This is a genomic window from Borrelia anserina Es (assembly GCF_001936255.1).
Lineage (GTDB): Bacteria > Spirochaetota > Spirochaetia > Borreliales > Borreliaceae > Borrelia > Borrelia anserina.
The window spans coordinates 1-14,726 of record NZ_CP013704.1; the positions used below are offsets into that span (position 1 = coordinate 1).

14 protein-coding genes and 1 pseudogene are annotated in these 14,726 nt (G+C 27.7%); 8 read left to right on the forward strand and 7 right to left on the reverse strand.

What is annotated here, in order from left to right; genetic code table 11:
- Positions 1–85 precede the first annotated feature (85 nt).
- Complete coding sequence (locus N187_RS00005) at positions 86–1,147, reverse strand: glycoside hydrolase family 3 N-terminal domain-containing protein (RefSeq protein WP_075550291.1); 1,062 nt, start codon at positions 1,145–1,147, stop codon at positions 86–88.
- A complete protein-coding gene (locus tag N187_RS00010) occupies positions 1,140–2,594 on the reverse strand; it encodes a UTP--glucose-1-phosphate uridylyltransferase (RefSeq protein WP_025419241.1) in 1,455 nt (484 codons plus the stop codon). The genes N187_RS00005 and N187_RS00010 overlap by 8 nt, the downstream gene beginning before the upstream one ends.
- A 145-nt stretch (positions 2,595–2,739) precedes the next feature.
- Here N187_RS00010 and N187_RS00015 point away from each other — a divergent pair.
- Positions 2,740–4,089: pseudogene (locus N187_RS00015) on the forward strand (phosphoglucomutase); the annotation flags it as partial.
- A gap of 22 nt (positions 4,090–4,111) precedes the next feature.
- Here N187_RS00015 and trpS read toward each other — a convergent pair.
- The 3 genes from trpS to N187_RS00030 form a co-directional block, all read right to left on the reverse strand.
- Positions 4,112–5,170 (reverse strand): tryptophan--tRNA ligase, encoded by a 1,059-nt coding sequence (gene trpS, locus N187_RS00020; RefSeq protein WP_025419243.1) that lies wholly within the window; start codon positions 5,168–5,170, stop codon positions 4,112–4,114.
- A 2-nt stretch (positions 5,171–5,172) separates the two neighbouring features.
- Positions 5,173–6,252, reverse strand: coding sequence for an AI-2E family transporter (locus N187_RS00025; RefSeq protein ID WP_025419244.1), 1,080 nt, complete (start codon positions 6,250–6,252; stop codon positions 5,173–5,175).
- Positions 6,253–6,366: 114 nt separating this feature from the next.
- A complete protein-coding gene (locus N187_RS00030; RefSeq protein ID WP_025419245.1) occupies positions 6,367–7,224 on the reverse strand; it encodes an HAD family hydrolase in 858 nt (285 codons plus the stop codon).
- Positions 7,225–7,339: 115 nt separating this feature from the next.
- Here N187_RS00030 and cdaA point away from each other — a divergent pair, with 115 nt between their 5' ends.
- From cdaA to priA, 7 genes are read left to right on the forward strand one after another with little or no spacing between them, the layout of a single operon-like run.
- On the forward strand, positions 7,340–8,116 hold the full coding sequence (cdaA, locus tag N187_RS00035; protein WP_084797368.1) for a diadenylate cyclase CdaA: 777 nt from the start codon (positions 7,340–7,342) through the stop codon (positions 8,114–8,116).
- Between the two features lie 3 nt (positions 8,117–8,119).
- A complete protein-coding gene (locus tag N187_RS00040; RefSeq protein WP_025419247.1) occupies positions 8,120–9,115 on the forward strand; it encodes a YbbR-like domain-containing protein in 996 nt (331 codons plus the stop codon).
- A 1-nt stretch (position 9,116) separates the two neighbouring features.
- A complete protein-coding gene (gene acpS, locus N187_RS00045) occupies positions 9,117–9,494 on the forward strand; it encodes a holo-ACP synthase (protein WP_025419248.1) in 378 nt (125 codons plus the stop codon).
- Positions 9,495–9,497: 3 nt separating this feature from the next.
- Entirely contained in the window at positions 9,498–10,346 is an 849-nt protein-coding gene (locus tag N187_RS00050; protein WP_025419249.1) for a DUF2225 domain-containing protein, read from the forward strand.
- Positions 10,347–11,084, forward strand: a complete 738-nt coding sequence (truA, locus tag N187_RS00055; RefSeq protein WP_025419250.1) for a tRNA pseudouridine(38-40) synthase TruA — start codon at positions 10,347–10,349, stop codon at positions 11,082–11,084.
- Complete coding sequence (locus tag N187_RS00060) at positions 11,077–11,661, forward strand: uracil-DNA glycosylase family protein (protein WP_025419251.1); 585 nt, start codon at positions 11,077–11,079, stop codon at positions 11,659–11,661. Before truA ends, N187_RS00060 begins: the two co-directional genes overlap by 8 nt.
- The gene (priA, locus tag N187_RS00065) at positions 11,654–13,630 is read left to right on the forward strand and encodes a replication restart helicase PriA (RefSeq protein WP_025419252.1); all 1,977 of its coding nucleotides are present in this window, start codon (positions 11,654–11,656) and stop codon (positions 13,628–13,630) included. Before N187_RS00060 ends, priA begins: the two co-directional genes overlap by 8 nt.
- Here priA and udk read toward each other — a convergent pair.
- On the reverse strand, positions 13,627–14,247 hold the full coding sequence (udk, locus tag N187_RS00070; protein WP_025419253.1) for a uridine kinase: 621 nt from the start codon (positions 14,245–14,247) through the stop codon (positions 13,627–13,629). The two genes, priA and udk, sit on opposite strands and share 4 nt — an antisense overlap.
- Positions 14,240–14,629: a rhodanese-like domain-containing protein gene (locus tag N187_RS00075; protein WP_025419254.1), complete on the reverse strand. Its 390-nt coding sequence runs from the start codon at positions 14,627–14,629 to the stop codon at positions 14,240–14,242. Before N187_RS00075 ends, udk begins: the two co-directional genes overlap by 8 nt.
- Positions 14,630–14,726 lie beyond the last annotated feature (97 nt).

Consider the following 14,726-nt stretch of genomic DNA (forward strand, 5'->3'; position numbering starts at 1 on the left):
TATTTAGTTGTTTTTAGTATAATAAATAAAAAACTTAACAACTTTGATAGTTTGTTAATGATAAATCTCTATATCCTAATTCCTACTAATCGTCAGACTTCTTTATAGAATTTACCTTTACACCAAATTTCTCAAAGCTTTCTGGCATAAGCACAACATCAATACCTGAATTTAAGGATTTTTTAATTGCATCTACTAAACTAAAATTATTCACAATTGCTCCCATATCATACGCATCTGTAATTATAACACTACAAATATTTAAATTATGCCTTATAATATTTACAATATCTCTTGACATACTAGTTACATCTCCAGAAATTTTAGGTACAAGTACATGCGCAAGCATAATAAATTTTGCTTCCTTTCCAAAAATAAATGGTACAAAATTATTTATCATCAAAAAATTTTTACTATAAGGCAGTAAAGCTAAATCTTTATGAGTATCAACTTTTGTGCCTCCAAGTCCAGGAAAGTGTTTCACTGCAGCAAAAACACCTTGTCTTTGAATTCCATCGATAAATGCCTCTATCATAAGACCAATATTATAAGATGAATATCCAAAGGTCCTACTACCTAAAGGACTATCGGGGGAAAATTTAGCATCTGCTACAGGTGCCATATTTAAATTGATACCAAGGCGTCTAAGCTGTTTGCCAAGAATTTCTCCAATCTTATATGCAAGTTGAGCATCTCCAGTCTTACCAACAGACTCCATAGCAGGAAATTTATAAACCCCTAACTTCTCATTCTCACCAGTCCTACTAACCAGTCCTCCTTCTTCATCAACAGCAATAAAAATATCAGAACCAAGATATTTCTTTAATTCGCTAATTAATTTTTTGGTTTGTTGAGCATCCTTAAAATTTTCTCTAAATAAAATAATTCCTACTGGGTTTATCTCTTTTAGCTTATCAATCGCATCTTTACTAAGCGATTGTACAGCGGTAGGATTAGAAACATTTCTAATACCAACAAAAAAATAACGTTCCCTCAAAACGTTACTAAAATCAACCCTTCCTAAAAATACATTAATATCTACAAGATCAGACTTATCATTTTCAAAATAACTATATTCTATTTCAGGAACAGCCCCTAATAAAACTAAACTATGAAATAAAAGTCTAAATACTAAAAATCTAAACATTCCATCTCCCCCCTCCAAATACCAAACCACATTTATTCTTTAACACATTACTAAGAGCATTATTCAAATATTTGGAAATATCAGAAAGACTACCTAACAAAAACTTACCATTTATATAATCACTCATAATAAGAACATCAACAAACAATTTTGCAGGCAAGAATCTATCGCCTCGATCGACCTCAAAAATCAACGGATTATCTACTATCTTTATAACTTCCCAAGTTATCTGTTCAATTGCAGTATATTTGCCAAACTCTTTATTCTGTTCAACAACCCTTATAGGCATATTTAATATTATTTCATCGATATGTTTTATCAAATATTCTAAATTAAAAAGACCGGTAGCACAATTAAACAAAATCTTGTTCCCACTATACTCAGCTTGTAGTATAATTTCTTTAGAAATTGTACTACCAATATCAACACAAGCCAAATGATCATCATCTAAGACTAAAACCCCTCCTTTTGTATCCAATGAGGTTTTAACACTAAATTCAAAGCCAGCAGAATTGTTTGTTATAGCCATTATAGCAAGGGCTTTTAAGTTAACAGTAAAACCAATATTATCAACATTACCAATATAAACAAATTTTTTTCCGGAATTATAAAGTTTTAAATAAACATCCCTTAGAACTTTAAAATTTTGACCATGACCAGCAGGCAAAGCTAACAGAGTTTTCTTACCATGATTATTATAATTAAAATACTCATATTGACCGTTGTCTAGTTTTTTATAACAATAAATCAAAGGCTGAATAGCTGTAAAAATATCTTCCTTTTGCAAGCCACAATAATTTAAATCTTTAATCAAGGAATCATCAAAAATATTATCAAAAAAATTAGAAATCAATTTATAAGTCTTAAAATTTGTCATCTGAAAAATAGAAGGCTTAATAGTTTTACCATAAAGATCACAATACTTCTTAGAAAGCATTAAAAGATGTCGTATTTTTAATGCTAAGAATGAAAATCCATAACTACCATCTTTATTAATATATGCAGGTGTTATTCCCTTTGGCAAATCTCCAAAAGACTCCCTAGCCTCAAGTATTTTATCTTTGCACAAAAAATATAATTCTTCATGAAAATCACTATTTTTCAATATATCAAAATAACTAGTTGCAGAACCCCCATTTAGAATACCAAATGAAAGATAAGGATAAAGCAATAAGCCTAGTTCTTCTAGCTTATCACCAGTAAAAACATAAAAATCACCTTCTGATGACAACACAAATCTTGTAAAATCATCAATATATTTCCTTAAATTATATTCAACAAGTTCTTTCTTAAACTTTAATTTAATAGGAGTATCAGCAAGATTTAAAATATTACTATGATTCTCATCAGGAAAATTTTTAAAAGACATGTTTAAAGTCTCAAGTTTATGCTTATTAAGCATATCAAGCATTCTTTTCGAAAAGATCTTATCTATCACTTCACACATACTAAAAACCTCATCTAACACAAGGTAAACAACAACTAATATTTTAAAGCATCATAAGTAATGATTCTTATAATAGAATATGTTAATATAATTATGCTACTACAATAAAGAAAAAATATAAACATATAATAATAAAAAGGAAAATATGCTAAAACACTATGTCTTAAACATGCTAAACTTAAAACATGCTATCAATGAAATGATATTTTCACCTTCAGGATTTAGAAAAATATTTGCAAAATCAAAAGATGAAAATTCAACAGATTATGAAATAAATGATGATGACAAAATACTAATTGCTCTTATAACCTTTACAATATCAAATTATCTCAAAGACAAACCAAAAGAATATATCAATATAGGACTAGATTCAAGAGCAACTGGAAATATAATCTCAGAGATAACAATCAAGACACTAATCTTAAATAATGATAATGTCAATTTTTTTGGAATACTCCCAATACCAGAAATCCTAGCTCACACAAAGATAAGCCAAAATTCAAAAGGATTTATATACATTTCCGCAAGTCATAATCCCAAAGGATATAACGGCATTAAAACAGGCTTAGATGATGGAGGAGTATTAAATTCAAATGAAATAAAGAAAATAATATCTCAAATCAAAGTCAACATTAAAAATAAAAATCTAATAAATAATCTAATAAAAAAGCTACAAAATTTTAATACTAATGCTTCGCACTTAAAAACATATGAAACAATTATCACTACACAGAACCAAAACAAACTAAAATCTTATAACTCATATAAATCACTAATGCAACAAATAATATATTCAGATAAACATAATCAAAAAAATATTGATATCTTAAAAGAAAATATCAAAAAAGAACCCATAGGAATAATAGGTGAAATGAATGGTAGCTCTCGTATTAACTCAATCGATAAAGAGATAATTGAATCTCTGGGAATAAAATCAGAATTTCATAACACTGAAATTGGTATCTTTAAACACGGAATGACTCCTGAAGGAACCTCTTTAAATATGTGCAAACAAATACTAGAACAAAAGTTTAAAAAAGACAATGATTTCCAATTAGGATATGTCCCTGATTGTGATGGAGATAGAGGCAATTTGGTTACTATTCAGAAACAAGAACAAGCAACTATTATTGCACCACAAAAAATATTTGCACTATCAGTACTCTCAGAACTTAGCTATCTATACTATATGGATATTAAAGATAACTTGGCCGTCGTAGTTAATGATGCAACCTCACTAAATATTGAAAAAATTGCCTCTTTATTCAACACAAAAGTTTACAGAGTTGAAGTCGGTGAAGCCAACTTAACTGAAATGGCCGACATTTTACGAAACCAAGGATTAGTAGTAAAAATTTTTGGAGAAGGCTCAAATGGAGGAAATATTACATACCCCTCAAAAGTAAGAGACCCACTAACAACTGTCCTTAGTATCATAAAACTTCTTAAAATTAAAGATCTTTATAAAATATGGTGTAAACTTTCCAATAATTCATAATCAGTTAGCATAACATAAACTATATGTTTACATTACTTTCTAAAATTTTCTCCACATTTCTCCTCACATCATTCCATGTCTTTGATATACCCATTAAATTTTTAGCATTTTTCACAACTTCTACTGCAACTTTTCTAGTCTTACTTGTACCTTCAAATATCACCTCATCAACATAACCTTTTTTGGATTTAAAAAATTCTCTTCTTTCCCTAATTGGCATTAAAAATTGATTCAAAACTCCAAAAAGCCTCTTTTTAACTTCAACATCTCCAATTGTACCTTTTTTATATCTAGTCTTAAGCTCATAAAGCTCATCAATATTACTATTAAAAAGGTCATGATAAATAAAAACAGGGTTGCCATCAACTTCTCCTGGCATATCTGCTCTCACCCTTTTAGGATCTGTAAACATAGACATAACCTTCTTGCGTAATGTTTCCTCATCATCACTTAGAAATATTGCATTACCAAGGCTTTTGCTCATCTTAGTCTTACCATAAATGCCCACAAGAGCCTGAGAATCTGTAAAGATAGCTTCAGGAATTGGAAAAAAATTTTCTCCATAAAGATAATTGAATTTCCTTGCAAGTTCCCTTGTAAGTTCAACATGAGCTTCATTATCACGCCCAACTGGAACTAAATTAGACTTTACCATCAAAATATCCGCACTCATAAGAACAGGATAACCTAAAAGTCCATAAGGAACTTCAGTCAACCCAGCAGCGATACTCATGTCCTTTATACTAGGGATCCTTTGCAGGCGATTAACCATAACAATCATTGACAGTATTAAATTTAACTCCAAAAGCTCAGGTATAGCTGATTGCAAATAGATATTAACTTTTTCAGGATTAATTCCACAAGCTAGATAATCCAAAACCATTTCTCTAACATTAACAGATATCTTACTAATATTTTCTAAATATGGCTTTGTAGTAAGAGTATGCAAATCTGCTATAATAATATAGGTTTCATATTCTCCCTGATATTTTAATCTATTAACAATAGAGCCAACATAATGCCCCAAATGAAGAGGACCCGTAGGCCTGTCTCCTGTAAGTATAACTTTTCTCTGCAAACTTAATTCTCCTTATTACTTACACTATCAATGCCTAATATCTTCGACCCACTTAAAAACACAGAAAAAGGTTTTAAGTACTCTATATTATCTACTATCACTTTTATAATAACTGTAAAAGGATAAGCTATTAAAAGGCCCACAATACCCCACAGCCATCCCCAAAAGAAAAGAAAACAAAGCAACAAAAAAGGAGAAAGATCAAGTCTATGTCCTTGCATCTTTGGCTCAAGGATATTGCCAATCAACATTTGCACAAATGTATTATATATAAAGATATAAAACACCAAATTTAAATTAGGATAAAACTGTACTAAAGCAGCTATCACAATAAAAAAAACAGCCAAAATAGAACCTATACTTGGAATAAAATTGAATACAAATGTAAGCACAGCCCATACACGAGGAAAATCTTGCCCAAACAAATTGAGACCTATAAATACCAAAAAACCTGTAAGAAAACTAACAAAGACCTTTATCCCTAAATATTTACTAATCTGAGTATTGATCGTATTTAAAGCTTCAATAAACATACTCGAAATAGACTGCCTAAAAGCATTTTTAACCTTGATATCAAAGATATGTATCTCTGATATCAAAAAATATAACAATAAAAATAACACTACCAAACTACTTGCAAAACCAATAATTTCATTAGATATCCGCGTTAAAAAAGGATAAATATATTTAGAAAAATCTATATTACTAATAATAGCACTATCTAACTTATATTTTTCAAGGATGTCTATCATAATAAAAATTAATTGCTTTTGATAATAAGGTAATTGCTCAATCAAAGTAGTAACACTATAATAAACAAAACTAAAAACCAAATAAGAAAATGAAAAAAGAACAAAAAAAATCACAAAAACTATCAAAACCCTTGGAATCTTTAATCTTTTAAGAAAAGTATAAATGGGATATACTAAAAATCCAAGAACCACTGCAATAGCTAAAGGTTTAAATATCGTTTGTGCTATTTTTAAAATAGAAATTAACATTATAATCAAAGCTACAACATAAAAAACAGACTGAAGTTTAACAAACTTTAACTTATCAGTTGGTTTCAGATCTAAAGACATCTAAATCTCTCCTTAATACACTCTAACCGTTATTGAGAAATACTTAAAATACTTAAAGGTAGAATCATATTCACTCAAGAATATTTATTTAATTTATTTAAATTTATAACCAAATTATATATTTAAATAAATCTTTTCCATTATCCAATTATATAATTTAGTTCCCTTACTATAATTTGCTTCGGCTAAATCCCCCACTCTTTTCTCTCTAACCAGCCTTTTAGCATTTTCATCATTTCCATAATAAACCGTCAATGTATTTTTATAATGATTTAAATTATTATTCAAAATTTCAAAAGCCGGGATATCACTAAAACCATCCGCAATATAAAACATATTTTCAAAAGGAATGTCTCTCCTACTTTTTGGAATCCTCTTATTAATTTTATCATAAGATCCCTTATTTAACTCAAAAATAACCCGAGTTTTTATTGTATGATCCACGAAATAACATACGCTACTTAAAACACTATTTACTGAAAACTTATTATCCAAATTCTGATAAAAAGGCACAAGATATGTATCTATAAATTCACAAGCCCAAACTTTAGTAATATAAGAAGCAATACTACTTCCCAAAATCATCTGTCTAAAACCACTTGAAACAATATAAACATTTACTACAGTATCTGACTTCTTCAAGCTCCTATTTATTTCATTTATCTCTTTAAATAAATCAATCACACCTTCAAAAAACTTTAATTTCGAGCCTAACGCGAATAATATTTTATTATTGAGCCCTTTAAAAATACCTTCTCTAACATATGTTAAAATATGTGATAAATATATCATCTCATTAGCAATGATATTATAATGATTTTTGTTATAAGTAATAGATAAATTTTCAACCTCATCCCAAAACAAGCCAGCATCAACATTATACTCATCAAAAAGTACCTGCTGCATATTGCCATAAATTAAAGTATCATCAAAATCAAATATCAAAGCTATAATCTTTTCTTTTTTAGCCATAAACAAAAAATAAATTCAAATCAACATTAACTTGTATTAAAATATATATACAACTATGACTATATTCAATATATTGTATATAGCAACAATATTATATAAAACAAATTAAATAGAAATGCTTATGATAGACATGGGTAGTATAAATCAAGTAAAAGATATTTTTTCTAGAGTATTAGATGTAAGTCTAATCAGCATTTTAGTTTATTATATCTATAAAAATGTAATTAATTCTTATTCTATAAACTTACTTAAAGGAATGATCATTATTACATCCATCGGAATCATATCCTACTATTTCAACTTATACACAATAAATTGGCTATTAAATTACATAGCAAATATACTACCCATTGCAATGCTCATCTTATTCCATCAAGAAATAAAAAAGATAATAATGCAAATTGGGAATTTTAACTTATCTTTTAAACTTGCAAATAATAAAGAAGAAACCATTAAAACCATTGCTGAGATAATAAAGGCAATCAAGCATTTATCAGAAAATAAATCTGGTAGCTTAATATGCATAGAAAAAAAAATACAATTAGATCAAATAATAAATAAAGGTATAAAATTAGACTCCATTGTATCTAATGAAATCTTAATATCAATTTTTGATTATGAAACACCTTTACATGACGGAGCAGTCATTATTAGCAACAACAAAATAGTCTATGCTGGTTCTTTTTTACCATTATCCAATATTGAATCTATCAGTAAAACTTTTGGAACAAGACACAGAGCAGGCCTTGGAATTTCTGAAAACTCAGATGCAATAACAATAATAACATCCGAAGAAACTGGTTCTATTTCACTCACACAAAATGGAAAATTAGAATATAATTTAAGCTTAAATGAAATCAAGAAAAAACTAAATCTTGCATTAATAGAATAAATAATGAATATAACTAAGAAACTTAAAAACTTAATGAAATTATTATTTGAAGATTGGCAAAATAAAGCCATTTCTATCTTAATAGCAATTATTATGTTCACAACATCTTACTTTAATAACATAGAATCAATCAAAATAGAAAAAAAATTCAATATTTTATTAGAAGATGAAGTTACACTAGGTAAAATTCCTGATTTTAACAAAATATTGCTCATAGTCAAAATTAATAAACAAGACTTAAAATATTTAGACCTTGATCGAATAGCTCTATTCGTTGAAGCTAATAACATAAAAAAAGCTGGGCAATATGAGCTGCCAATAAAGATCAAAAATTTTAATCCTGTACACATTGTTGAATACAAACTTTCAAAAAACAGAATTGTACTCAACCTCGATAAAAAAATTTCAAAACTGGTCAAAGTTGAACCTAAATTTAAACTAATTGAAAAAGAAGGTAAAGGAGAATACTTCATTGCCAAATATAATATAGTACCTGACAAATTAACAATACACGGCCCTGAAAAAGTGATAAAAACAATAAACTCAATTAAAACCGAAATAAAAGAATTTGATATAAATACTGTATTCATCTCAGAACATCTTGAAGTAATTTCTCCAAACCCACTTATAACACTTGACAAAAACCACGTAATTGTTAACATCACGCTAGGCAAAAAATATATACAGACAACAATAAAAAATCCTAATTTAACTTTCAATAATCTCAAAAATGGATTGAAGATAAAAAACAAAGAAAAAATTTTAGACCCAGAAAATGAAATGTTTATTAAGATAAGAAGCGGACTCTCAGAGAAGATAATTAAAATGTATATAGCCAATAAAAATGTTAACCTCAACCTCGATCTAAGTCAAATTGAAACACCTGGAACTTATGACATCAACACAGATATCTTACTTAAAAATGATACTTCTGGTATAGAAGTATATGAATATGAACCTAAAACAATAAGAATCGAAGTAATTTCAACAGAGCAATAAAATGACGAAATCAATAGGATGTGATATAATAAAAGTTACAAGATTAAAAAGTTTTTTACAAAATAGAAAAAAATTAGAAAGATTTTTTACACAAAGAGAAATTAAAGACTTAGAAATGAAAGGAAAAGGAATTTTAGAAAGTTTAGCTGGCAAGTTTTCAGCAAAAGAATCATTAATTAAAGCAATAAGCCCACTAATAAACACTAAAATAAAATACACACTTAAAGATATTGAAATCATACAATCGCCAAAGGGTAACATAATATTCCAACTATACAATGATATTAAAGCTTTGATCGACAAAATGAATCTAAAATTATATTTGACAATTTCTCATGAAAAGGAATATGCTATTGCATTTGTAATAGTAGAAAATTAACTCATGAAAAAGATATCATACTTCACAAAATATAAAATTGAATGTCCTTTATGTAAGCATAACTTTAGAAAAGAAGAACTATTAACAGGCAGTAGTAGATTAATATCTGGAGAGTTAAAAGTTGATTTAAAAAGAGAATATATAAAAAATGAAAAATATGGTAATATTTATCCCAGAATATACTCAATAACAGTATGTCCTAATTGTTATCTGGCTACCTTCCCAAACGAGTTTAATGCGATATTACTTGTTAATAATAACATCAAGCAAACCCTAATAAACCGTATTGATGAACGCAAAGAAATAAAATCAATTTTTGAAGACGACCTAAACTTTAATGAACCAAGAAGACTCCAAGAAGGAGCTGCAAGCTATATCCTCGCTATCATGTGTTATGAATACCTGGATAAAAATCATAATCCAACTCTCAATCAAGCAAAATGTGCAATAAGATCAGCCTGGACATTTGAAGATCTAGACAAGGAATACCCAAACCAAAATTATAACTATTTGCAAAAAATATTTTATTATAAAGCAGCATATCTTTACAAATTAACAATTGAAAAAGAACAAAATAATTCAGAACCAATTAATGCTGAAACAGTATTTGGTCCTGATACAGATAAAAATTATGGCTATGACAGTGTTTTATACCTATCAGGTTTACTAGAATATTTTTATGGAAATAAAGAAGATAGACAATACAGATATAATCAATTAGTCGAAATAAAAAATTTACTTTCTAAAATAGCCGGAATGGGAAAATCATCAAAAGAAAAACCCTCAATACTCATAGATAAAATAAAAGAAGTTTATTTTAAAATCTCAAAAGAAATAAAAACTTTCAAATAAATGAAAAAAATACTTGCAGAAATAGCATATGATGGTTCGCTATATTACGGATTTCAAATCCAACCCAACAAGCCAACAATTCAAGGAGAAATTGAAAAGGTATTAGAGAAAATAACCAAAACAAAGACTAAAATTCATTCAGCAGGTAGAACAGATACGGGAGTTCACGCAAGAAGACAAATAATATCATTCTATATAAGAATAAATATTAAGCTTAAAAATTTAAAAAAAGCCATTAATTCTCTCTTAAAGGATGATATTAGAATAATAAAGTTAAAGTATGTAGCAAATGAATTTCAACCTAGATTTAATGCCACAAGAAGAAAATATAGCTATTACATACTCAACAATGAAAATTATTATCCTTGGGAAGGATATCAAGCTTACTATGTGAAGAAAAAATTAAATGTTAACAGATTAAATGAAATGGCTGAAATGCTAATTGGAATACATGATTTCACTACCTTTTCATGTATAAGAGACCAAACAAATTCAAAATTAAAAGAAATTTACATTGCCAGATTTAAGAAAAAAAATAAGTTTATAATCTTTGAAATAATAGGTTCTTCATTTTTATGGAAAATGGTAAGATCAATAGTAGGAACAATAATTGATATAGAGATAAAAAATGAACCTGTTGATACTTTTAAGAAAATCTTAAACTCGAAAAATAGAAAATTTACAAGAACAACAGCACCTGCAAAAGCTTTATTTCTAGATAAGGTTTTTTATGAATAAAAGCAAACTGCTAAAAAAACTGATACTTCTCACAATACTTAAAAATAATATATCGGGGAAGATTTATAACAAACAAGAAGAAAAGCTTGAAAAGGTCAAAAATAAAATAATAATAAAAACCAGAAATACAAAAATTTTAAAACACATAAAACAAAAAAACATAAAAAAAAATAATAGACCAATAAAATCCACAGAACATAAAACAAAAAAAACTGACAAAAAAGATCTACTAATAGTATATATAGACGAAAAATATTTAAACCAAAACACAAAAATAATAGTAAAAAAATGGTGTGAAAGCATTAACATTTTAAACTATAAGATAATAGATAATCCCAACACTTTAACATTAGAGATTAACAACAAACAACCCAAAGCAATCCTTGCTTGTGAAGAGGTAGAACTATTCTTAAAACAAAATTTAAGAATTCAAATCGTGCGGGGATTCGAACTAAACTTCAAAGGAATTCCAATAGTATTTACATATCTTCCCAAAAGTCAAATAACAAATCCAGAACTCAAGAAAGAAATCTGGCAAGACTTAAAAATCATAAAAGGTATAATAAAATATGGATAATATCTTAATGCACAATTTTTACTATGAAATTGCGTTTAATATTCCTATAAATAGACTTTTTTTTTATAAATACAACTTAAAATTAGAAACAGGCACAAGAGTAATAACAAACTTTAATGGAAAAAACACAATTGGAATAATAATAAAAAGATACGCCAAGGAAGAATTTAATTCAAATTTTAAGTTTGAAATAAAAAATATATTAAAAATTATTGACGAGAGTGCAATAATAATAGAACATAATATTAATCTTGCACGCTGGATTAGTCAAAAAACATTTTCGAGCTTTGGAGAAGCTCTATTTTGTGGACTACCTAAAATCTCAAATTCAAATAAAGTAATAAAAAGTGATGACAATGAAAATTTAAGCCATAAACTATCTATCCAATTAAATGAAGAACAAAACAATATTTATAAAGAAATTATTACATCAAATACAAAAAAGACATTCTACCTATTCGGGGTTCCTGGTTCTGGAAAAACAGAAATATTTATCAAACTATGTGAACACTACTTGGAACAAAAAAAACAAATAATTTTCTTAATTCCTGAAATTTCCTTGGGCTACCAAATAATTAAAAGAATTAAATCGCACTCAAGCACAAACAAAGTTTATGAATATAATTCAAAAGTATCAAACTCAAAGAAAGCCTTAATATGGAATAAAGTCAAGAATGGAGAGAGTTTAATCATAATTGGTATTAAGAGTGCACTCATGTTGCCATTTCAAAATTTAGGGTTAATAATAATGGATGAAGAACATGAACACACATATAAATCTGAAAACACCCCAAGATTTCACTCAAGACATATAGGATTTTTTCTACAAAAAAGCTTCAATGCTAAATTTGTCATGGGAAGTGCAACTCCATCACTCGAAGCATATCTTGCTATGGAAAATAATCATATCAAAAAAATGGTTTTAAAAAACAAATTCTTTGAAAGAACATTTAAAGAACTTAAAATAATTGACATGAAAAAAGAATGCCAAACAATATCTTCAGAATTGCTTTACAGCATACAAAAAAGCTTAATTGATAAAAGACAATCATTAATATTTATTAATAAAAGAGGATATTCAAAAACACTTGAATGTAATACTTGCGGGCATATAATCTGCTGTCCAAATTGCTCCTTTAATTTAACTTACCATAAGATCGAAAATCAACTCATTTGTCATTATTGTAATCACAAAAAAAACACAACAAGCAACTGTCCTGATTGCAATTCACAAGACATCGTATACAAAACATATGGAATTCAATTTATTGAAAGAGAACTAAAAAAATTCTTGCCAAATGCAAGAATAGCAAGAATAGACTCCGATCTTAATAAAAAAGAAATTATCCAATCAATTAATGAATTTGAAAATGGGCAATTAGATATCTTAATTGGAACACAAATTATTGCAAAAGGTTTCAATTTCAAACAAATCAAAACACTAGGTATAATTAACGCAGATATTGGAATGGGACTTCCTGATTTTAGAAGTAGTGAAAAAATTTTTGCAATAATTTCACAAGTATTAGGAAGAGCTGCAAGATTTCAAAGCGATAATACAATTATCATCCAAACAAAAAATCCTGATTATTATGCTATAAAATATGCATACGAAGGAAAATATGAAGAATTTTACAAAGAAGAAATAAAAATTCGAAAAGAATTAAATTACCCTCCCTTCAAAAAAATAATTAGAATAGTAGTGAGAAGTTACAAACAAGAAGTTGCTAGAGATAAATGCTTAGAATTTTTCGAAATATCCAAAAAATTATTAAATGACGAAATCGAATATCTTGGTCCATCAGAGGCTCCTATGTCAAGGATATCTAAATATTATAGACATAACATAATATATCTATCAAAATCCTTCAATTTACTTGAAAAATTAATACACAATACAAAAGAAAAAGTAAAAGCAACAAGAGATACCTACATCGAAATAGACTACTACCCACTTTCACTACTTTAAAAAAAATCTACACTTTCTTTACCAAGACTTCTTAAGAAAGAAGAGAGAACATAAAGAGCCTTATCATTATGCCCTCCTTCAGGAATAATAAGGTCAGCATATTCCTTAGTAGGCTCAATGAACCTATAATATCCTGCCCTAGTAGTATTCAGATATTGATCAATAACAGACTCCAATGTACGCCCCCTTTTAGATATATCCCGTTCTAGTCTCCTAATAAATCTGATATCACTAGGAGTATCAATATATATCTTTAAATCTATCAAATTGCGCACTCGCTCTTCAACAAAAATCATAATACCTTCAACAATAACAACAGGGGTTGGAACTACCTCAACAGTTTCAACTTTTCTTCTATGATTAATAAAATCATAAAGAGGCATATGAATTAACTTATTTTCTTTTAATTCCTTTAACTGATTGTAGAACAAATTATTATCAAAAGCATCTGGATGATCAAAATTAACATCTAGAAATTCATATTCACAATCACTAACACTTTTATAATAATTATCTTGCGATATAAGAACAAATTCAGGAATAACCTCACTAATTTTATTAACAACTGTAGTTTTCCCACTTCCAGACCCACCAGCTATTCCTATAATCTTAGCCATTAATCTCTTCTTTAGCTTCAAGCAATTTAGGCATATCCTTTAATGTTCCTGCAACAAATACATTTTTAAATCCTAATCCTTTTAAAATCTTCTCAGCTTCAAAAGATTTGCCAAAACTCTTACCATAAATTATTATCTGAGTCTCAAGGCTACCTAACTTATCTTTTTTAGCAAATAAATTATTAAAAGGAATATTAATTGCCTTCGCATAGTGAGACTTATTATATTCCTTAGGAGATCTAATATCTAATATTTTTGCACCATTTTTAATCTTTCCTAGCAAAGCTACGCTAGTCCTTTTCACCTTTAAAATAATAAAGAACCAAATATAAAAAAATAGGAAAACTATTAACCCTATAAGCTTTATATAATTAACAATCATATCTTTATGTAAGATAATAATATCAAAAAAAAAGAAATAATTGCAATAAAATTGAATTGTTTTTTAGTAAAATTAATATAAAATTCAAGTGAACCAA

What these genes read in the sequence shown, in the direction of transcription:
- acpS (WP_025419248.1), top strand. Translation starts at nt 9,117, where the DNA reads ATGACGAAATCAATAGGATGTGATATAATAAAAGTTACAAGATTAAAA.
- N187_RS00010 (WP_025419241.1), bottom strand. Translation starts at nt 2,594, where the DNA reads ATGTGTGAAGTGATAGATAAGATCTTTTCGAAAAGAATGCTTGATATG.
- truA (WP_025419250.1), top strand. Translation starts at nt 10,347, where the DNA reads ATGAAAAAAATACTTGCAGAAATAGCATATGATGGTTCGCTATATTAC.
- N187_RS00030 (WP_025419245.1), bottom strand. Translation starts at nt 7,224, where the DNA reads ATGGCTAAAAAAGAAAAGATTATAGCTTTGATATTTGATTTTGATGAT.
- N187_RS00040 (WP_025419247.1), top strand. Translation starts at nt 8,120, where the DNA reads ATGAATATAACTAAGAAACTTAAAAACTTAATGAAATTATTATTTGAA.
- N187_RS00050 (WP_025419249.1), top strand. Translation starts at nt 9,498, where the DNA reads ATGAAAAAGATATCATACTTCACAAAATATAAAATTGAATGTCCTTTA.
- N187_RS00005 (WP_075550291.1), bottom strand. Translation starts at nt 1,147, where the DNA reads ATGTTTAGATTTTTAGTATTTAGACTTTTATTTCATAGTTTAGTTTTA.
- priA (WP_025419252.1), top strand. Translation starts at nt 11,654, where the DNA reads ATGGATAATATCTTAATGCACAATTTTTACTATGAAATTGCGTTTAAT.
- udk (WP_025419253.1), bottom strand. Translation starts at nt 14,247, where the DNA reads ATGGCTAAGATTATAGGAATAGCTGGTGGGTCTGGAAGTGGGAAAACT.
- cdaA (WP_084797368.1), top strand. Translation starts at nt 7,340, where the DNA reads ATGCTTATGATAGACATGGGTAGTATAAATCAAGTAAAAGATATTTTT.
- N187_RS00075 (WP_025419254.1), bottom strand. Translation starts at nt 14,629, where the DNA reads ATGATTGTTAATTATATAAAGCTTATAGGGTTAATAGTTTTCCTATTT.
- N187_RS00025 (WP_025419244.1), bottom strand. Translation starts at nt 6,252, where the DNA reads ATGTCTTTAGATCTGAAACCAACTGATAAGTTAAAGTTTGTTAAACTT.
- N187_RS00060 (WP_025419251.1), top strand. Translation starts at nt 11,077, where the DNA reads ATGAATAAAAGCAAACTGCTAAAAAAACTGATACTTCTCACAATACTT.